The organism is Lacinutrix sp. MEBiC02595 (genome assembly GCF_053601555.1).
On the sequence record NZ_JBSHNU010000246.1, the window covers coordinates 171,037 to 192,335 of the forward strand.

General features: G+C 32.1%; 18 protein-coding genes and 1 other RNA gene. 6 read left to right on the forward strand and 13 right to left on the reverse strand.

All coding sequences use genetic code 11. From position 1 onward, the window contains the following. Positions 1 to 83 precede the first annotated feature (83 nt). The 7 genes from ACVCZW_RS18145 to ACVCZW_RS18175 form a co-directional block, all read right to left on the reverse strand. Positions 84 to 1,259, reverse strand: coding sequence for a hypothetical protein (locus tag ACVCZW_RS18145; protein ID WP_452233106.1), 1,176 nt, complete (start codon positions 1,257 to 1,259; stop codon positions 84 to 86). Between the two features lie 51 nt (positions 1,260 to 1,310). Continuing rightward, a complete protein-coding gene (locus tag ACVCZW_RS18150) occupies positions 1,311 to 2,609 on the reverse strand; it encodes an MFS transporter (RefSeq protein ID WP_452233107.1) in 1,299 nt (432 codons plus the stop codon). Between the two features lie 53 nt (positions 2,610 to 2,662). Next, the gene (locus ACVCZW_RS18155; protein ID WP_452228389.1) at positions 2,663 to 3,499 is read right to left on the reverse strand and encodes a M48 family metallopeptidase; all 837 of its coding nucleotides are present in this window, start codon (positions 3,497 to 3,499) and stop codon (positions 2,663 to 2,665) included. A gap of 101 nt (positions 3,500 to 3,600) precedes the next feature. Beyond that, positions 3,601 to 6,003, reverse strand: coding sequence for a glycoside hydrolase family 31 protein (locus tag ACVCZW_RS18160; protein ID WP_452233108.1), 2,403 nt, complete (start codon positions 6,001 to 6,003; stop codon positions 3,601 to 3,603). 153 nt (positions 6,004 to 6,156) lie between these two features. After that, on the reverse strand, positions 6,157 to 8,064 hold the full coding sequence (gene glgB, locus ACVCZW_RS18165; protein ID WP_452233109.1) for a 1,4-alpha-glucan branching protein GlgB: 1,908 nt from the start codon (positions 8,062 to 8,064) through the stop codon (positions 6,157 to 6,159). A gap of 30 nt (positions 8,065 to 8,094) precedes the next feature. Beyond that, positions 8,095 to 9,360 (reverse strand): glucose-1-phosphate adenylyltransferase, encoded by a 1,266-nt coding sequence (locus ACVCZW_RS18170; protein ID WP_452228386.1) that lies wholly within the window; start codon positions 9,358 to 9,360, stop codon positions 8,095 to 8,097. A gap of 6 nt (positions 9,361 to 9,366) precedes the next feature. Next, the gene (locus ACVCZW_RS18175) at positions 9,367 to 10,773 is read right to left on the reverse strand and encodes a glycogen synthase (RefSeq protein ID WP_452233110.1); all 1,407 of its coding nucleotides are present in this window, start codon (positions 10,771 to 10,773) and stop codon (positions 9,367 to 9,369) included. Between the two features lie 158 nt (positions 10,774 to 10,931). On the opposite strand from ACVCZW_RS18175, the gene msrB reads away from it, so the two are divergent. The 3 genes from msrB (at position 10,932) to lpdA (ending at position 13,615) form a co-directional block, all read left to right on the forward strand. Beyond that, positions 10,932 to 11,414: a peptide-methionine (R)-S-oxide reductase MsrB gene (msrB, locus tag ACVCZW_RS18180; protein ID WP_452233111.1), complete on the forward strand. Its 483-nt coding sequence runs from the start codon at positions 10,932 to 10,934 to the stop codon at positions 11,412 to 11,414. Positions 11,415 to 11,508: 94 nt separating this feature from the next. Next, positions 11,509 to 12,063, forward strand: coding sequence for a DUF1572 family protein (locus ACVCZW_RS18185; protein WP_452233112.1), 555 nt, complete (start codon positions 11,509 to 11,511; stop codon positions 12,061 to 12,063). A gap of 175 nt (positions 12,064 to 12,238) precedes the next feature. Beyond that, positions 12,239 to 13,615 (forward strand): dihydrolipoyl dehydrogenase, encoded by a 1,377-nt coding sequence (gene lpdA / locus ACVCZW_RS18190; protein WP_452228382.1) that lies wholly within the window; start codon positions 12,239 to 12,241, stop codon positions 13,613 to 13,615. A 162-nt stretch (positions 13,616 to 13,777) separates the two neighbouring features. Here the strand turns inward: lpdA and aroQ are convergent, their stop codons facing one another. Then, the gene (gene aroQ, locus ACVCZW_RS18195) at positions 13,778 to 14,194 is read right to left on the reverse strand and encodes a type II 3-dehydroquinate dehydratase (RefSeq protein ID WP_452228381.1); all 417 of its coding nucleotides are present in this window, start codon (positions 14,192 to 14,194) and stop codon (positions 13,778 to 13,780) included. A 75-nt stretch (positions 14,195 to 14,269) separates the two neighbouring features. After that, positions 14,270 to 14,863, reverse strand: a complete 594-nt coding sequence (locus ACVCZW_RS18200) for an outer membrane beta-barrel protein (RefSeq protein ID WP_452233113.1) — start codon at positions 14,861 to 14,863, stop codon at positions 14,270 to 14,272. A 162-nt stretch (positions 14,864 to 15,025) separates the two neighbouring features. Here ACVCZW_RS18200 and xerD point away from each other — a divergent pair, with 162 nt between their 5' ends. The 3 genes from xerD (at position 15,026) to ACVCZW_RS18215 (ending at position 18,556) form a co-directional block, all read left to right on the forward strand. Beyond that, entirely contained in the window at positions 15,026 to 15,931 is a 906-nt protein-coding gene (gene xerD, locus ACVCZW_RS18205) for a site-specific tyrosine recombinase XerD (protein ID WP_452228379.1), read from the forward strand. Between the two features lie 117 nt (positions 15,932 to 16,048). Next, positions 16,049 to 17,194 carry a sensor histidine kinase gene (locus ACVCZW_RS18210; RefSeq protein WP_452233114.1) on the forward strand — a complete coding sequence of 382 codons (1,146 nt, stop codon included), beginning with the start codon at positions 16,049 to 16,051 and terminating at the stop codon, positions 17,192 to 17,194. 204 nt (positions 17,195 to 17,398) lie between these two features. Next, positions 17,399 to 18,556 (forward strand): sensor histidine kinase, encoded by a 1,158-nt coding sequence (locus ACVCZW_RS18215; RefSeq protein WP_452233115.1) that lies wholly within the window; start codon positions 17,399 to 17,401, stop codon positions 18,554 to 18,556. 43 nt (positions 18,557 to 18,599) lie between these two features. On the opposite strand, the gene rny is transcribed toward ACVCZW_RS18215, so the two are convergent. From rny to ACVCZW_RS18235, 4 genes are all read right to left on the reverse strand, one after another. Further along, positions 18,600 to 20,174, reverse strand: a complete 1,575-nt coding sequence (rny, locus tag ACVCZW_RS18220) for a ribonuclease Y (protein WP_452228376.1) — start codon at positions 20,172 to 20,174, stop codon at positions 18,600 to 18,602. A 58-nt stretch (positions 20,175 to 20,232) separates the two neighbouring features. Next, positions 20,233 to 20,339, reverse strand: a non-coding RNA gene (gene ssrS / locus ACVCZW_RS18225) — 6S RNA. A gap of 57 nt (positions 20,340 to 20,396) precedes the next feature. Further along, positions 20,397 to 20,690, reverse strand: coding sequence for a cell division protein ZapA (locus ACVCZW_RS18230; RefSeq protein ID WP_452233116.1), 294 nt, complete (start codon positions 20,688 to 20,690; stop codon positions 20,397 to 20,399). Positions 20,691 to 20,704: 14 nt separating this feature from the next. Next, a complete protein-coding gene (locus ACVCZW_RS18235) occupies positions 20,705 to 20,995 on the reverse strand; it encodes a hypothetical protein (RefSeq protein WP_452228374.1) in 291 nt (96 codons plus the stop codon). Positions 20,996 to 21,299: the final 304 nt, after the last annotated feature.

The following is a 21,299-nucleotide window of genomic DNA, read 5'->3' on the forward strand; positions in this document are numbered from 1 at the left end:
TATTGTATTATTAACATAATAAAACGAAATGCGTAAAAAACCTCTCGAATAGAATGGCTTTTAATTTATTTTGATAATTGAATTTATTCGTAAATATATTCGCGCGTAGAATCTAAAACTCCTTCTACATAATCATTAGAAGTTGCAGGATAGTTACTGGAGTTATAAGTGTACTCATATTCTTCAAAAACTACTGCAGATCCATTGTAATCTCCAGCTAATGAAACAAGGTTATTCAATCCACCATCTATGTATCCAGAAAAATCAATATTGATTAAGTTTAGTGTTTTTAAATTTGAAATATTTTTATAAATACCATTTTTCGTATCATAAGTATAAACAGTCTCTGTGCCATTAGCTTTATTTTCTAATAAAATTTGATCATTTCCCATTGTAACTAATGTTTCTGATTGAAAATTAGTTTGAGAAGTAAGGTCACCAATATATCTCTTTTGTGTAATGGTTCCATCTGTATTATATGTCAAATCATACCTCCAACCTTCGTTATCTAAAATAATATATATTGTATAAGATATTAATTGATTACTTCCATTGTATTCAATTAAAACATAATCTCTTAATGTTCCAGATTCGTAAAAATTTATTCTAGTTAGCAAGTTATTCTCATAAACATATGTATTTTCATAACCATCAGAATCTAAAATTGAAATTAAATTATTTCCCTCATAAGTAAAAGTATCTGTATATATAGTAGTACCATCTGTTTCTGTCCAAATCATTTCTTTTAAAAATAAAGTATCTGTTGGATTCGTAGTATCACAATCCAACCCATCTATAATCGTTTGTAAACTTCCGTCTGCATCCCCACATTGCGCAATTTCATTTTGTAAAGCGGCTTCGTATGCATTACACAAAGTTGCGTTGGTGTTATCTGCGTTATATGCTGTTTCTGCAATACTTGTTGCATTTTGTGCTGTTGTACAATCATTTGAAACTGCAGGACAATCTAAAGCTTCTAATAAAGTCTGTATTGCTCCTGACTCATCCCCACAAGCATCAATCATGTTTTGTAAAGCAACTGCATAGGCATTGCAAACTACAGCATAATTCACGTCGTCTGTAGGTGTCGTTCCATAAGTAGCCGAAGCAGTAGCAAGGTTTTGAGTTGCCTCTACACAGGTTACAGCACCACCACCGTCGGTTGTAAATTCGCCTTCTAATGGTTCATCATCACAAGAAGTGATGGTAAATACGAATAATGATAAAATAAAAATACTAGCAATCTTTAAGCTTTTCATAAAATTTTTATTGAAATGATTTCTAATTATAAACAAACATAGTAAAATATTTTAATTTGTTTCCTCTCTAGGCACTCTAAGTAAGAGCACTATTCCTATTAAAAAGAAAACAAATAAAAACAAAATAGCGTTTCGCATGCTTCCCGTAATTTGATCTATGGTTGCAAATATGACCATACCAATTACAATTCCTATTTTTTCAGCGACATCAAAAAAGCTAAAATAGGATGTGGTATCTTCTGTTTCTGGTAAAAACTTAGAATACGTAGAACGTGCTAATGCTTGAATTCCTCCCATAACTAAACCTACAAAACCTGCAGCCAAATAAAACTGAAAAGGGGTTTCCATTAAATAGGCATAAAAGCATAAACCCATCCATATGATATTTACGACTATAAGTGTTTTTATGTTTCCGAATTTAGAAGAAGCTTTAGAGGTTAAATACGCACCAAGTATTGCGACTAATTGAATCACTAAAATACTAACGATTAATCCAGTGGTTTTATCGCTATCTGTTCCCCAAGCAATTTCTTCTTCCCCAAAATAAACAGCAACTAACATAATAGTTTGTACTGCCATACTAAAGACAAAAAAGGCTACTAAATATCGTTTTAATCGTAGGTTTTCTTTTAGCTCACCCCAAACAATTCGTAATTCTTTTAAGCCATTAAAGACCACATCTTTGGTTACTTTATGACCAGAAGAAACACCATTTGGTAAAATATAAAAAGTGTATTGGCTAAATAGAATCCACCATAAACCAACCGTAATAAAAGAGTAACGCATCATTTGCATTTTTGCTTCACCGGTATCTTGACTCATCACCATAGCTAAATTAGCAATTAACAATAAAACACTACCAACATAACCAAAACTAAAGCCTTTGGCACTAATACTATCTTGCTGTTCTGGATATGCAATATCTGGCAAATAGGAATTATAGAAAACCAAGCTTCCCCAATACCCTATTAAACCCATAAAATAAAACAACAAACTGAGATGTATATTTTCTAAACTAAACCAATATAAACCTATACAACCTAAACCACCAACATAACAAAAGAACTTCATGAAATTCTTTTTATTCCCCACATAATCTGCAATCCCAGAAAGAATTGGTGAGGTAAAAGTCACTACTAGAAAAGTAAAAGCAGTAACGTAAGTTATTAGTGCAGTACTTTTAAAATCCATACCAAAAGCGTGCACATTCTTTATTTCGGTAAGAAATAATGCAGAATAGAATATAGGAAATATAGAAGATGCAATGGTAAGTGTATATACCGAATTTGCCCAATCGTAAAAAGCCCAGGCATTTAGAAGTTTTTTACTTCCTTTTTCAAGTTTATTCATAAAAAAAGCTGCTCTTTTTTGGAGCAGCTTCTAAAGTAAACAAATATTTTTAATTAGTACGAAAAACTAGTAATAGGTCTAAAAGATTGTACTCCAAACTTTTTAGATTCAGCAATAGCTTGAGGCGCTAATGCTTTTAGGTTCGCAATTCTACTATCGTTAGATGGATGTGTACTTAACATTTCTGGTGGCGCTCCATCTCCACTATTCGCTTTCATTCTCACCCAAAGATTAGAAGCTTCTGTAGGATTATATCCTGCAATTCCCATTAAATATAAACCAATTTTATCTGCTTCGGTTTCATGGCTTCTACTAAAAGGTAACATCACACCAACCTGAGAACCAATACCATAATATTGATTAAAGGTATTTCTATCTTGATCGTTTTGGATCGCTACATTTCCTGCGATTGCTACACCTTGTTGAATGTAAGCAGCACTCATACGTTGTTGTCCGTGATTTGCTAATGCATGTGCTACCTCATGCCCCATAATTGCAGCAACTCCTGTTTCACTTTGTGCTATTGGTAAGATTCCGGTATAGAAAACAATTTTTCCTCCAGGCATACACCAAGCATTTACAGTGGCATCATCTATTAAATTATATTCCCATTTGTAATCTGCTAAGTACCCTTGATGTCCATTTGCATTTAACCAACGCTCTGCTGCAACAGCAATACGCTGACCAACTCTAGTAATCATATCTGCTCTAGCTGTTCCTGTTTCTACTTTGCTTTCCGCTAATACTTGATTATATTGGGCAAAGGCCGTTGGAAATAATTGAGAGTTTGGCACTAATGCCATTGTAGATTTTCCTGTAAAAGGATTTGTTGCACAAGACAGAAAAAGTGCAATGGTACTACAAGCAATTATTACGTTTTTAAATTTCATTTAAGTACATATTTTAATTAATCTCGATAAAGTTAATGAAAGTTAACCAATAACTAATTTTCTGGAGGGCAATTGACCACTATATATTCTATTAAGTGTCACTATTTACCGATAATGTGTATTTCCGTAAACTCTTTACCCACAGAAATAGATTGCGATTCTAGATTCACACTTTCTAAATTAATTTCTACATTGTCTATTTGCACCGATGTAATTTGAAAAGGTAAATTATGTAATACTAGATTAAATTTACTATAATCTGCATTAAAGTCTCCACGTTTATGTTGTTGAAGAATTAACTCTTCCTTTTTACCAGTCACTTTAAAAGTCCGTAAACTAAATCTTCCTTTTTTATAATCATAGCCATCATGCGCGTCATCATATAATTTGGAAGATTCTTTACCTTCTTTATAGTATACATCTAAAGTAATTTCATCAAAACTCTTTTCATCCACATATTGTTGTATTGGGTATTTCGGAATTACAGCGCCTTCCTTAATAAACATTGGCATACTATCTAATTCTGCATCTACCCAAACTTCTCTTCCTCCTTCAATCACTTCATCGGTCCAGAAGTTATACCATTTCCCTCTAGGAACATACATTCTTCTTCCTTTGCCATTTGGTTCTAAAATTGGGCAAACTAAAATTTGTTCTCCGTACACAAACTCATCACTTCTATAGTGTGTAGCTGTATCTTCTTGATCGTACAACACCAAAGATTTTAAGATTGGTGTTCCGTCATTGATATATTTCCAAAAAGCGGTATATAAATACGGTAATAATTGGTATCTAATTTCAACAAACTTTCTTACAATATCTGTAATTTCTTCACCAAAAACCCAAGGCTCTTGATCGCCATGATCTCCGGAAGAATGCACTCTACAAAAGGCATGAAAAACACCTAATTGAATCCATCTTGCAAATAATTCTCCTTGTGGTTGTTCTGCAAAACCTCCAATATCACTTCCTGCAAAAGAAAAACCAGACATTGCCATACGCTGTGCTTGATTATTAGCAATTGCTAAATGTTCCCAAGTTGCAACGTTATCTCCCATCCAAGTGGAAGTATATCTTTGTGCTCCAGAATATGCAGATCTTGTAATTACAAAAGGTCTTTTTGGATACGCGTATTTTTTTAAACCATGATAGGTTGCTCGCGCCATTTGTGTTCCATAAACATTATGTGCTTTTCTATGGGAACAAGGATTGCCATCATAATCATGACGCACATCGTCTGGAAAGGATTTATTAGGAACGTCCATTACAGCTGGCTCATTCATATCATTCCACACGCCTTTTACACCAATATCTTCAATTAATTCTTGAAATAAACTAGACCACCATTCTCTCACTTCTGGTTTTGTGTAATCTGGAAAATAACATTCTCCAGGCCAAACTTTACCTTTCATATATGGTCCGTCTGCACGTTTACAGAAATAATCTTTATCTAATCCTTCTTTAAAAACAGCATAATCTAAATCTATTTTAATTCCTGGATCTATAATTACTACAGTTTTAAAACCATCCTCTTCTAGTTCCTTCACCATTCTTTTTGGATCTGGAAAGAGTTTTTTATCCCAAGTAAAACAACGAAAACCATCCATATAATCGATATCTAAATAGATAGCATCACAAGGAATTTTTAAATCTCTAAAGGTTTTGGTTACTTCTTTTACGTTCGCTTCTGGATAATACGACCATTTACACTGGTGAAAACCTAATGCCCATAAAGGAGGTAAGGTATGTGGTTTACCTGTTAAATCGGTATAGTTTTTAACAACATCTTCCATTTGCGGACCATAAATGAAATAATAATTCATTTCTCCACCTTGCGCCCAGAAACTCGTTACGTTTCTTCTTTCGTGTGCAAAATCGAAATGTGTTTTAAAGGTATTATCAAAGAAAATACCATACGATTTATTGTCTTGTATTGCCGTATAAAAAGGAATTGCCTTGTAAATAGGATCGGTATCTTTGCCAAAAGCATACGAATCTGTCGCCCAGTTTTCGAAACGCTTTCCTTTTAGATTTACATCTACAGGTTTGTCTCCTAAACCATAAAAACTTTCTGCTTTCTGACAAGCTTTACTCATTTTCACAATGTCTCCTCCATATTCATAACTCTCTTCCCAATGGAAACCAATTTCGTCTTGATTAATTAGTTTATTATCGATAGCGTCAAATAAAGCGACTTGCAAACCTAACTTCTCTACTTTACAAATTAATTTGGAAGTAGTAATAATATAATGCGTTTCGTCTTCTGTTACATCTAAAAAACTATAACCTCTACTGGCATGGATAGTAACTCCGTAAGAAAAATCATTTTCAAATTTTCCTGTTGTGCTATATCTAAATCGGATAACACTATCTCTAACAACCGTTATTTGGAGTACCACTCCGTTTTTTGTTGAAAAATGTAAGGTATCTACATCTTTCTTATATTTTATTATTTCGGTAGGAAATAGATTCCCTTTTTGTTCTAATTCTGTATTTACAATCATCTTGCAATCTTTTAAGTAGTATGTAAAAAAACATAAAAAAACGTTGTAAAAAAAACTATACTATTAGTTCTTATAACTTATTATTAACTACATCGTTTTAGTATGTAATTTTTATTAAATTTTTAAAAAAGAAGCTTAAAAAAGAGATATATTTTATTGATATTTAAATGCTAACATGGTTAAAGGAGGTATATTTAGCACTACTGAATTTTTTCTGTTTTGCCATTTTTCAGCTTCCGAAGTAAGGGTTTTATTTTTAAAATCTCCAGTACCAAAATATTCTTTTTCATTGCTATTAAACACTTCTTTTAATTTTCCTTTTTTAGGAAGACCAATACGATATCCTTCTCTAGGAACCGGCGTCATATTACAAGCTATAATTATATTATCTTTTGGTTTCTTTCCTTTTCTTATATACACTAAAACTGAATTCTCTGCATCGTTATAATCGATCCATTCAAAACCCTCTTGCGTAAACTGATTTTCATGTAAAGCTGGTTCGGTTTTATATAAAGTATTTAAGTCTTTTATTAGTTTTTGTACTCCTTTATGCGGTTTGTATTGCAGTAAATGCCAATCTAAACTGGTTTGAAAATTCCATTCTTCACTTTGTCCGAATTCTGCGCCTTGAAACAATAATTTTGTTCCTGGATGTGTGAACATATAGCTATAAAGCAAACGCAAATTTGCAAATTTTTGCCATTCGTCACCAGGCATTCTATTTAAAATGGATTTTTTACCATATACCACTTCGTCATGACTTAGTGGCAACATAAAATTTTCTGTAAACGCATAGGTCATACTAAACGTTAAATCGTTTTGGTGGTGTTTTCTATACGCAGGATCTTTAGCAAAGTAATCTAAGGTATCGTGCATCCAACCCATCATCCATTTCATACCAAATCCTAAACCGCCTAAGAAAACAGGTTTAGAGACTCCTGGAAAAGATGTCGATTCTTCTGCAATGGCTTGTACATCTGGAAACGTACCATAAACGGCTACGTTTAACTCTTTCATAAACGCAATGGCATCTAGATTTTCTCTTCCGCCATGTTCATTTGGTTCCCACTCGCCTTCTTCTCTAGAATAATCTAAAAATAGCATCGATGCCACTGCGTCTACACGCAACCCGTCGGCATGATATTGGTCCAACCAAAATAAGGCATTACTTATTAAAAAGGATTTCACTTCATTACGACCATAATTAAAGATTAAACTTTTCCAGTCTTGATGGTATCCTTTTCTTTTATCTGGATGTTCATACAAACAAGAACCATCGAAGAAACCAAGTCCGTGTGCATCTTCTGGAAAATGTGAAGGCACCCAATCTAATAAAATTCCAATATCATTTTGGTGTAATTTATCTACTAGAAGTTTAAATTCTTCGGGATAACCAAACCGTGAGGTTGGCGCAAAATATCCCGTAACTTGATATCCCCAACTTGGGTCATAAGGAAACTCCATAATTGGCATTAACTCTACATGTGTAAAGTTCATTTCCTTTACATAGTCTACCAATTGGTCTGCTAATTCTACATAAGAAAGAAAACGATTCTCTTCTATTTGTTTTTTCCATGAGCCTAAATGGACTTCATAAACAGAAAAAGGTGCGTTTAATGCATTCTTCTTTTTTCGAGATTTCATCCATTTGGAATCTTTCCAGCTGTATGCATCTTCCCAAACTATAGAAGCTGTTTTCGGGTTATGCTCAAAACGTCTCCCGTAAGGATCTGCTTTTTCCGTTTTTATACCATTATTAGTACTTTCAATTTTATATTTATACGCGGTTCCTTTACCAATATTTGGTATAAAACCTTCCCAAATCCCACTTTCGTCCCAACGGACATTTAATTGATGTTCTCCTTCTTTCCAATAATTGAAATCGCCAATTACTGAAACCTGTTTTGCACTAGGAGCCCAAACCGCAAAATAAGTTCCTTCTACGCCATCTACAGTAATAATGTGTGATCCAAACTTCTCGTAAAGTTTGTAATGTTTGCCAGATTTAAATAAATTAATATCAAAATCTGTAAATAAGCTATGTACTATTACTTTAGACATATATTGTTTTTTGGGTAAGTTTAAATTTTACTAATTAATTATAGTTCCTTTTGGTATCGTTGCTCCTTTTTTAACCACTACAATTCCGTCTTTTATAAGATATGTATCTGTTTCTATATCTTTTAAATGCAGACCTCCTTCAATCTTAACATCGTCACCAATTCTACAATTTTTATCTATAATACAGTTGTTTATATAACATCTGTCGCCAATACCCAGAATATTTTCAATCTTATTTTTTTCAATATCTTTTAAAGATTCGTATCTATCATTTCCCATCATATAGGTATTTAATATAACGGATTCTTTACCAATTCTAGAACGAATACCAATGACGCTTCTTTCAATTTTAGCGGCATGAATAATACAACCATCTGCTATCACTGTTTTATTTAATAAAGTACCAGAAATTTTAGAAGTTGGTAATATTCTTGCTCTAGTATATACTCTATCCTCGGCATATAAATTAAATTTAGGAATATCATCTGTTAAACCTAAATTCGCATCAAAGAAAGATTCTATGGTTCCAATATCTGTCCAGTAACCTTCATATTGATAACTCACTGTTTTGTGATCATGAATAGATTGTGGTATAATTTCTTTACCAAAATCATTGGTATCTGGGTTTTCCATTAGTTTTACTAATAGATCTCTATTAAATATATAGATTCCCATAGAAGCAAGATAATTTCTTCCTTCTGCTTTCATATCATCACTTACATCACTTGTCCAATCTGGTAATAAATCTGCATCTGGTTTTTCAACAAACGAAGTAATTGTATTCTCATCATCTGTCTTTAAAATTCCAAAACCAGTTGCTTCTTTTGCCGTAACAGGATATGTTGCAATAGTAATTTCAGCATTACTTTCTTTATGCTTATTAATCATGTCTTGCAAATCCATATTATACAATTGATCTCCAGAAAGTATTAACGCATATTCAAAATCATGACTTAAAAAGTGATGCATACTTTGCCTTACAGCATCTGCAGTACCTTGAAACCATTTATCACTTTGCATGGTTTGTTCTGCAGCCAAAACATCTACAAAAGCATGACTAAAAAAACTAAAATGATAGGTATTTTTTATGTGTTTATTTAAAGACGCTGAATTAAACTGCGTTAGCACATATATTCTTTTAAGATTAGAATTTATACAATTAGAAATAGGAATATCTACCAATCTATATTTTCCAGCAATTGGAACTGCAGGTTTAGATCTTGCTTGTGTTAAAGGATATAGTCTAGAGCCTTGTCCTCCTCCTAAAATAATAGATAATACTTTATTATTAATCATAATTTTTTAGTTTATTGATTTATATAATTTAATATATTCTTTAGCTGATGCATCCCAAGAATGATCAATTTCCATTATATATTTTCTAATTTTTTTAAATTTTTCTTGGTCGTCATACAACGTAATTGCTCTTTTAATAGCTTGCTCGATTTCTAAAACGGTTACTTCCTTATGGCAAATACCAAAACCGTTTTCAGAATCTATATCTATAACCGTATCTTTTAATCCACCTGTACTTCTAACTATAGGAATTGTTCCATACCTTAAGGAGTACATCTGATTTAAACCACAAGGTTCTACTCTAGATGGCATTAACAAAAAATCTGCTCCTCCATATATAATATGTGATAGCTTCTCATCATAACCAATAAAAGCATCATAATTTCCTTTATGTGATTCTTTTAAATCTCGCAACTCCTGCTCCACCTCTTTATTTCCAGAGCCTAAAAGTAGGATAGAACAATTCTTTTCTTTTAAAATAGTCTCAAATACTTCTGGAAGTAAATCCGATCCTTTTTCATAAACCAATCTACCAATAAATGCAAATAATGGTTTTGTAACATCTAGATTAAAAGTTTCACATAGCCACTTTTTATTTTTCTCTCTTCCTAAATCTACGTTTTTTTCTGAAAAATTATGGACTAAGTAATCATCATTTTCCGGATTCCAAACTTGCGCATCAATACCGTTTAAAATACCAACACATTTATCACTTTCGGCTTTTAACAAATCTTGTAAACCATTGGCTTCTAGTTTTAATTCTTCCATATAACTTGGAGAAACAGTAGTAACACGCCATGCACATTTTATTGCTGCGGCTAGCGGATTTATCTGACTATTCCAATCTAACAATCCTGCTTTTCCCAAAGCAAACTCAGGAATTAAATGCAGCTTATCATACGTAAACCAACCTTGGTATTGCGCATTATGAATAGTAGTTACTACAGGAATTTTATTTAAACTTTCATATTTAAAACTTTCTTGCAACATAAAAGGAATAAGTCCGGTATGGTGATCGTGACAATGTATAATATTCGGTTTATCTTTTAAAGTAAGAATCCAATCTAAAGCTGCTATTTGAAACGCTAAAAAACGATTGGTATCATCAAAAGAATACACATAATTTTTAAAAAGCAAATACGGTACATCTATAAAAAACACATCAAAATCTAAACTGTTTTCCTTGAGTATTAGTACCTCAAAATCGTGTGCCACTTCATCCAATAAAACTTGAGATGTATAGATAGAAACAAAGCTGTTATCTGCAGTAAATTTATTGTCATAAAAAGGCATAATAACACTGCTTTTTAAGCCAAGTGCATTTTGATATTTAGGTAGTGCACCAACCACATCTGCTAATCCGCCCACTTTAGCTATTGGGTAACATTCGGCACTAATATGTGTTATATTCATCCAATGTATTTAATATTACCCTTCTAAATTAGTAAATTTATATGAAAAGAGAACTTTAATAGTTAAATAGTTAATGTAAATATATTACTATACCGATTTCGTAATGATGTGATCATTATTTCGACATAATAAAGAAACAAAATCAACACCTTTATTTTATGAAAAAGTTTTTATTAGTCAGTATTATAAGTATTTTATTTAGTTGTAATTCTTCCGCACAAAAAAATAAGAATGAAAAAAAAGCAGCATATCCGGTAACGAAAACGGATACCGAATGGAAAAAAGAACTTAGCGAAGATCAATATTATGTATTACGAGAAGCAGGAACGGAACGCCCTTTTTCTAGTCCGTTAAATAAAAACGAAACCAAAGGAACCTACCATTGTGCGGCATGTAATATTGCGCTATTTAAAAGTGAACACAAATTCGATTCTGGAACTGGATGGCCAAGTTTTGATAGAGAAATTAAAGGTAATGTTGCCTTTGGATCAGATAACAAGCTAGGCTTTTCGAGAGACGAAGAGCATTGTGCAAATTGTGGCGGACATCTAGGCCATGTATTTAATGATGGTCCGAGAAAAACTACCGGAAAGCGTCATTGTATAAATGGCGATGCACTAAAGTTTGTACCTGCTAAATAATTAAAATAACGTATAGCTACATAAATTCTAACGATACTAATGTGGTATGAAATACATTTAGAAGTACTACTTTTAGTAAACAAATTCTGAATGTATGGAAAGCACTTATTTATCTAGCACTATAAAACAGTTTGTCTACTACAAATCTCTTGGCGATAAAATCCTAAACCAGCTTTCTTTTCAAGAATTGCAGTGGCAACCTAATGCCGCATCTAATAGCGTTTCAATTATAGCGAAACATGTTATTGGTAATATGGTATCTCGTTGGACCAACTTTTTAACCGAAGATGGCGAAAAAGAATGGAGAAAACGCGATGAAGAATTTATAGAGACGTATACTAGTAAAGAAGCACTTATTGCTTCTTGGGAAACCGGATGGTCTTGTTTATTTAATGCTATTACACCTTTACAGGAAGAAGACCAAGAACGTATTATTTACATACGAAACCAAGGACATACGGTAACAGAAGCTATTAACAGGCAACTGGCACACTACTCCTATCACATAGGACAAATGGTTTTTATAGGTAAATTTATAAAAGGAACTACTTGGCAATCTTTATCAATTTCCAAAGGAAATTCTGCTACATACAATCAAGAAAAATTTGCAAAAGAAAAAGGAAAAAGACATTTTACCGACGATTTATAAACTATTCTGCATCTCGCGTGAGGGATAGAAACGGCATCCTTTTGCTTTTTTTAGCAAAAGATATAGTGTATAGCCCGACCTTTAGGGCACGCCCAAATAAAAATGAAACATCAATTTATTATTTCGGCTTTGTTTTGTAAATTCGTAACTTGAAAAATCGACTAAAAAATACACAATGAGTAAATACGATATAATTGTACTTGGAAGTGGTCCTGGAGGCTACGTAGCAGCTATTAGAGCTTCTCAATTAGGTTTAAAAACAGCTATTATTGAGAAAGAAAGCCTTGGTGGAATCTGCCTGAATTGGGGATGTATTCCTACTAAAGCCTTATTAAAATCGGCCCAAGTGTTTGAATATTTAAAACATGCGGATGATTATGGTCTTTCTGTAAAAGAGTATGACAAAGATTTTAATGCGGTTGTAAAACGTAGTCGTGGTGTTGCTGATGGCATGAGTAACGGCGTTAAGTTTTTAATGAAAAAAAATAAAATCGATGTTATTGAAGGTTTTGGGAAACTAAAAACTGGAAAAAAAGTAGATGTTGACGGAAAAGAATATGCAGCAGATCATATTATAATTGCTACTGGAGCACGTTCTCGTGAATTGCCTAGTTTGCCGCAAGATGGTAAAAAAGTAATTGGATACAGAGAAGCAATGGTTTTACCTGAGCAACCTAAATCGATGATAGTAGTTGGTTCTGGAGCAATTGGTGTAGAATTTGCTTATTTCTATAACTCTATGGGAACCGATGTAACTATTGTAGAATACTTACCAAATGTAGTTCCTGTTGAAGATATAGATGTATCTAAACAATTAGAAAAAAGCTTTAAGAAAAGTGGTATAAAAATAATGACATCTGCAGAGGTAACTAGTGTTGATACTTCTGGAAAAGGTGTAAAAGCAACGGTAAAAACTGCTAAAGGAGAAGAAATTTTGGAAGCAGATATTATTCTTTCTGCTGTTGGAATTAAATCAAACATAGAAAATATTGGACTAGAAGATGTTGGTATTGCTGTAGATAGAGATAAAGTTTTAGTTAACGATTTCTACCAAACTAATATTCCGGGTTACTATGCTATTGGAGACATTACTCCTGGTCAAGCTTTAGCACACGTTGCTTCTGCGGAAGCTATTTTATGTGTAGAGAAAATTGCTGGTCAGCATGTAGAAGCTTTAGACTACGGAAACGTTCCTGGTTGTACGTATTGTACTCCAGAAATTGCTTCTGTTGGTTTAACCGAAAAGCAAGCTAAAGATCAAGGTATCGACATTAAAGTTGGTAAATTCCCATTCTCTGCTTCTGGAAAAGCAAGTGCTTCTGGAGCAAAAGAAGGTTTTGTAAAAGTTATTTTTGATGCTAAATATGGCGAATGGTTAGGATGCCATATGATTGGAGCTGGAGTAACCGATATGATTGCTGAAGCTGTTTTAGGAAGAAAACTAGAAACAACTGGTCATGAAGTATTAAAAGCGATTCATCCACACCCAACAATGAGTGAAGCGGTTATGGAAGCTGTAGCTGCTGCTTATGGTGAAGTGATTCATTTATAGCTGTTAGCTGGTTAGCTGTTAGCTGTTAGCTGTTAGCTGTTAGCTGTTAGCTGTTAGCTGTTAGCTGTTAGAAATATAAAAAAAATGCGATTCCATACATATGGAATCGCATTTTTTATTTCGAATGTTGTCATCCTGAACTTTTACAGCATCTAAACCAGTTTACAAAAAACTCTGAATCGCCAATTCATAACTCTGCAAACCAAAGCCTAGAATAACGCCTTTTGCATTTGGAGAAATATAGGAGGTGTGTCTAAAATCTTCACGAGAAAAGGTATTAGAAATATGTACTTCTACTACTGGAGTTTCTATCGCGTTTATAGCATCACCTATTGCCACAGAAGTATGTGTGTAAGCTGCTGCATTTAATATGATACCATCATAGTTAAAACCAACTTCTTGTATTTTATTAATAAGTTCACCTTCTACATTAGATTGATAATAGTCTATATCTACTTTAGGGTACTTTTCTTTTATTTCCTCTAAAAATTCGGTAAAAGATAAGCTTCCATAAATTTCTGGTTCTCGCGTTCCTAATAAATTTAAATTAGGACCATTAATGATAATGAGTTTCTTCATAAAGTAAAGATATTAAAAAATAGGCATAAAAAAAGCCGAAGCAAATGCTTCGGCTTAAATAAAAATTTATTTAGCTTATAGATTGTAAACGATACCAAAGTTGATATTGCTAAAGTTTAATCCGAAGTCAAAGTTGTCTGTAGACTCAGCACCATCAAAATCACCTTTCTCTGTAGAATATCCTAAGATACCAAAAGAAGCTTCGATAGCGAATTTGTCTGAAACGAAATAGCTAATTCCAGGAGCAAAACCTGTACTAAAGCCATCCGATTTTACATCTGCTAATTTGTTATCTGTAGAAGTATAATCTACACCTAATTCAGCAAATAAAGAAAATTGGTTAGATGGAGTCATGTAATATCTACCAAAAACACCACCAGAAAATTGATTTTGATCTACAGTATCTGTACCATCATTATCTGCTTTCCAAGAAGTATACCCTAATTTCGCACCAACTGCAATGTTATCAGAAACAAAAAATCCTGCTTTTGGAGCAATCATAAATGTGTTTGCTTTAACATCTCCTGTAGTTTCGTTACCAAAACCAACAGATCCTGAAAGAAAGATATCTCCTTTAGAAAAACCACCAGTTGTTGTTGTTTCATCTTGCGCGTTAGCACTTGTAAATCCTAATACTGCAATTGCAGCTGTAAACAATAATTTTTTCATAACTATTTTGAGTTTTATATTTAAGTCGGCAAAAATACTATGTAATGCGAATCTTACCTTTGACTTTAGCGTTTAATTAACATTTTTAACACTAAAAACAATTACTCATCTAATGTTTAGAATACAATTAATAATTCAAAAAAAACGATTAATTTTACTGCAATGAAATGGCAACAGGCGCTTTTAGATTATAAAATGTATTTAAAGATAGAACGAGGTTTATCTCAAAATTCTATAGATAACTATGCGCTAGATGTTAATAAACTAATTGCTTTTTTAGAAGAGAAAAAAATACAAGAATCGCCGTTAACTATTTCTTCTGAAATCATTCAACAATTTGTTTATGAAGTTGCCAAACAAGTAAATGCAAGATCACAATCTAGAATAATCTCTGGACTACGAAGCTTTTTTAATTATCTCGTTTTTGAAGATTACATTAAAACCAATCCGTTAGAACTTATAGAATCTCCTAAAATAGGAAGAAAGCTACCAGATACATTATCTGAAAAAGATATAAATTCATTAATTGAGGCAATCGATTTAAGTACTCCTCAAGGCGAAAGAAATCGTGCCATATTAGAAACACTATATAGTTGCGGATTGCGAGTTAGTGAACTTGTTGGTTTAAAAATTTCAGATTTATTTTTTGATGAAGGTTTTATTAAAGTTACAGGAAAAGGAGATAAACAACGTTTTGTTCCCATTGTACCAGAAACCCAGAAAATAATTAATATTTACAAAAACCAAGTAAGAGTTCATACACCAGTAAAAGCAGCATTTCAAGATGTTTTATTTTTAAATAGACGAGGAAAACAGCTGACAAGAGCAATGATATTTACAATAATTAAACAATTAGCTGTGAAAATTGACTTAAATAAAAACATATCTCCGCATACATTTAGACATTCTTTTGCAACGCATTTACTAGAAAACGGGGCAGATCTAAGAGCAATACAACTCATGTTAGGTCATGAGAGTATTACAACTACAGAGATTTACATGCATGTAGATAAAAGTCATTTAAAAGATATTATGAATACGTATCACCCTAGAAATGAGAGTTTTTAATCGATAAAAATTTGTTATTAATCGATGTTTTATTATATTTGAATAGAATTATGTAAGTTGTAACTGACTTAAATAATTTTTAAAAAAATCCCTAAAACTTTTTTAAATACGATACATATGTATGCTATAAATCAGGGGTTTATTGAAAATAATGTTTTGCAAGATCGAAACGACACGAAGTGGAAGCTTGCACTAGAATACACAAAAATTGGTTTTTGGGAATTTGATTTAGATTCGAATAAGGTTTTCTTCTCTAATCAATCTAAAAAAATACTAGGTTTTGAAGATAGCGATACTTTTGGTTCCAATATAAATGATTGGAATGATAGAGTACATCCGGATGATAGAAAAAAATATTTTCAAGACTTTCAAGATCATCTTACTGGAATAAAATCAATGTATGAAAATGAGCATAGAATAAAATGCGCTGACGACAGTTATAAGTGGATTTTGGATAGAGGTAAAATAGTAGAATTTACCATGGATGGCAGAGCAAAACGAATTATTGGTACTCATACAGAAATAACCAATCAAAAAGTAGCTGAAAACCAAATAATTGAATCTTTAAATATAGCAACAGAGCAAAACAATAAATTAAAGAATTTTGCCCATATAGTCACGCATAATTTAAAACAACATGTTGGTAATTTTGAAAGTTTACTTGATTTTCATGAGGAAGCAGAAACGCTTGAAGAGAAAAAAGAGTTAATGCTACATTTAAAAACACTTTCTACTTCCCTTACCAAAACAATAAACAATTTAAACCAAGTAGTATCTGTACAAGCCAATAATAACAAAAAAACAGAGCGCATTTATGTTGCTCAAGAAATCAATAATGTTTTAAAATCTCTTGATTTTGTTATTAACGAAAGCCATACCACAGTAATTAATAATGTAAATGAAAAGTATTTTATTTATTACAACCTCTCTTATTTTGAAAGTGTAATTCAAAATCTACTTACAAACGCTATTAAATATAAACATAAAGACAGAAATCCTGTAATTAATATTGATTACACCTTAAAACAGCACGCGATTGACTTAATCATTTCTGATAATGGTAGAGGTGTCGATTTAAATAAGTTTGGTAAGGATATTTTTGGTCTATATAAAACGTTCCATCATAATGAAGATGCCGAAGGCGTTGGATTGTACCTTATTAAAAACCAAATAGAATCTTTTGGCGGAAAAATTTCTATAAAAAGTAAAGTAGATACAGGAACTACTTTTACTATTACAATAACAAATAGAAAGAAAATGTAATCTTCCCAAACCAAAAACAGATTAGCTTTTTTATTAAATTAATTGTTACAATCGTCTATATTTCTTACAACACAACAATAATTAAACGCTTTAACCTATAAACAAGCATTTCGTCGTGTTTCTTTTGTTTTTCGAATTAAATAAAGTAAGAATACATTACAGTTGCTTATTTTTGTACTCCCCTAAACTAATTAAAGACCTACAATGAATAACGCAAATAAGTTAAACCCTACCATTTCTGATAAAGAAAATGACCATTACCAATTAGATATTAAAGAACAGGTTTTGCGATTTGCTTTAGAGAATTCCAATATTGGAGCATGGGATTATAATGCAACAACCCAAAGTGTTTTCTATTCTAAAGAATCAAAACATATTTTAGGTTTTGAAGATCACGAAATAGGAACAACCGCCAAAGAATGGAACGATCGCGTTCATCCAGAAGACAAAGCTCTTTATTTTCAAGATTTTAACAATCATATTATTGGTATAAATCCAGACTATGTTAACGAACATCGAATAAAATGTAAAGACGGTTCTTACAAATGGATTCTAGATAGAGGTCGTATTATTGAGCGTGATATTTACGGGAAACCGACTCGAATTATTGGTACGCACACAGATATTAGTGAAGGGAAAGAACAAGAAGAAAAACTAGCAAAGAATCAAAACATTATAAAAGGTCAAAATAAAAGGCTTAGAAATTTTGCGCTAATAGTAACTCATAATCTAAAATCGCATACTGCTAATTTTGATAGTTTATTAAATTTTTATGAGGAAGCCGAGGATGAAAATGAGCAAAAGGAGATTATTAATCATCTTAAAACCGTAAATAATTCACTAACCAAAACTATTAGTAATTTAAATAAAATAGTTACAACAGACGCTTCTAAAAACAAAACCATACAAACTATTAACGTCAAAGAATATGTTGTTAATGCGGTGCGCTTTTTAAAAACAAAAACAAAAAAAACCGAAATTACTATTACTAACAATATAGACCCAAATTTATTTTTAGAATACAATCCTGCCTATTTTCAAAGTATCCTACAAAACTTACTTTCTAATACTATTAAGTATAAACACCCAGACAGAACACCAATTATAAATATTAAATCTATAATTACTCCTGAGGAAATCATTCTTACTATTACCGATAATGGTTTAGGTATTGATTTAGATAAATACGGAAATGATATTTTTGAATTATACCGAACGTTTCATAACAATGAAAACGCGGAAGGCGTAGGACTATATCTTACCAAGAGTCAGATTGAAGCTTTTGATGGCACAATAGAAGTAGAAAGCACCGTAAACGTTGGATCTACTTTTACTATAAAATATCCCAACAAAAAAGTCTAGCACGTAGCTAGACTTTTTTTATTACTGTAAAATAGTATTCTTTTTATTTAGCAATATTTACTGCTCTTGTTTCACGTATAACGGTAACCTTAACTTGTCCAGGATACGTCATATCTGTTTGTATTTTTTGCGAGATATTAAACGATAAGTCTGCCGCATTTTGATCTGATACTTTTTCGCTTTCTACAATTACTCGTAGTTCACGTCCAGCTTGAATAGCGTACGCTTTTTTCACACCTTGAAAACCAAAGGCAATATCCTCTAAATCTTTTAAACGTTGTATATAACTGTCTAATACTTGTCTTCTAGCACCTGGTCTTGCACCAGAAATAGCATCACATACCTGAATAATAGGAGAAAGTAAGGAAGTCATCTCTATTTCATCGTGATGTGCACCAATAGCATTACAAACGTCATCTTTTTCACCAAACTTTTCTGCCCATTGCATACCAAGAATAGCGTGCGGCGTTTCCATATCTGCTTCTGCATCTGGCACTTTACCAATATCATGTAATAACCCAGCACGTTTTGCCAGTTTAGGGTTTAAACCTAATTCCGCAGCCATTACTCCACAAAGTTTAGCTACTTCACGCGAATGTTGTAGTAAGTTTTGTCCGTAAGAAGAACGATATTTCATTCTACCTACCATTTTAATTAACTCCGGATGCAAGTTATGAATACCTAAATCGATAACGGTACGTTTACCAACCTCGATAATTTCTTGTTCTATTTGTTTTTGCGTTTTCTTTACTACTTCTTCAATTCTTGCAGGATGGATACGTCCATCAGTAACTAATTTATGTAAAGATAAACGAGCAACTTCACGTCTTACAGAATCAAAACAAGATAATATAATAGCTTCTGGAGTATCATCTACAATGATCTCTACTCCTGTAGCCGCTTCAATAGCACGAATATTTCTTCCTTCTCTACCAATGATACGTCCTTTTACATCATCTGATTCTATATTAAATACAGATACACAGTTATCTACCGCTTCTTCTGTACCAATACGTTGTATGGTATTAATAATAACTTTCTTAGCTTCTTGCTGTGCGGTCATTTTAGCTTCTTCCAATGTGCTCTGAATATAAGCCATTGCATCATTTTTAGCTTCCCCTTTTAAAGATTCTACTAACTGCTCTTTTGCTTCTTCTGCAGAAAGACTAGAAATTACTTCTAATTGTTGTATTTGGCTTTTATGCAGCCTATCTACTTCTTCTTGCTTTTTTTCAATAATATCGAGCCTATGGTTATAGTCTTTTATTTTAGCTTCTGCTTCTGTATTAGATTTTTTACTTTTGGAAAGCTCACTAGATATTTGAGATTCTTTATCACGAATACGTTTCTCTGTTTCCGCCATTTTCTTATCGCGAGATAAGATTACTTTTTCGTGTTCTGATTTTAATTCAATAAACTTTTCTTTGGCTTGAAGAATTTTATCTTTCTTTATAGATTCTCCTTCACTATTTGCTTCTTTTAGAATAGAAGCTGCAGATTTTTTAGCGCCTTTAATTAATTTTGATGCATTACTTTTTTCTAATGCTTTAGCTATAATGTATCCTATAATTACACCTATTACAATGCCTATTATTGCTAATACAATTGGGTTTTCCATGTTTAGTTAATTAGTATTTATTATATAAAAAAGCCTACATCAATTTATGGTTTTGTATAAACTCCTTAAAAACAAGTTTAGGGCTAACAAGCTGATCAAGTATCTACTCGAGGTAGCTCGCTTTTACAACTTCAACTCACCCTTTTTAAAGAATTAACGTTGAGTTTATCAAAAAAAATAATCAATGCAGGCAGTAACCTTTATTTTATTTAAAAGAACGAATTATAAATTTAAATGTTCCTGTAGTAAGTTGTTTAAAGCGTTAAGCTTCTCTTCTACATGCTCGTTAACATTCTCTTTATCTATAGTTTTTTGTTCTGTTTGTGATGCCAATTGTAATGCGCACATGGCTAATACATCTTGCTTATCTCTAACAGAATAACTTTGCTCAAATTGGGTAATCATAGCTTCAATGTTCTTGGCTGCTTTACGTAAACCTTCTTCCTGACTAGGACTGATGGTTAAAGGATATACTCTATTAGCTATAGATAGCTTTATTTTAAGCTGTTCTGCCATTTAACTATGTTTCATTACTCAGAAAGCTGTGCGATACAATGATCTATCTCCCTAATTAATGTATTTATTTTAAGCTTAGTTTCTCTTTTATTATTATCACTGCCAAGCAAAGAATTCGCCATTTTGAGTGCTTCATATTTTTCTTGCCAAACAACAATGTGTTGTTTTTCTTGTAGAAGCTCTTGATTAGATGCCTGTAAATCTTGCTCTAGTTTTATATTAGCTTGTTTTAAAACGTCTTGTTTATGCAACACTTTGCTAATTTTATTTTCTAAAGCATCTACAATATCTTCAATATGACTCATTTACAAATTCAATACTTATCTCACAAAGTTAACATACCTGAAGCTAATTAGCAATTGTTTTTTATAATTAAATTAAAAAATATTGAAAGACACTAAATATCAATACAATGGCGTACTATTTGCTATAATCCTTGCTTACAAAATTCATTTTCTATATATTTATAGAAAATTTTCTATAAATGTTTTAATGAATATATTATAACTTTTTGGTTATGCTCATTTCAATTTAATACTTTCGCAATACAATATATTTTATGAGAATTCTATTTATTTTATTTCTGCTTTTCCCCTCTTTCTGTAATGC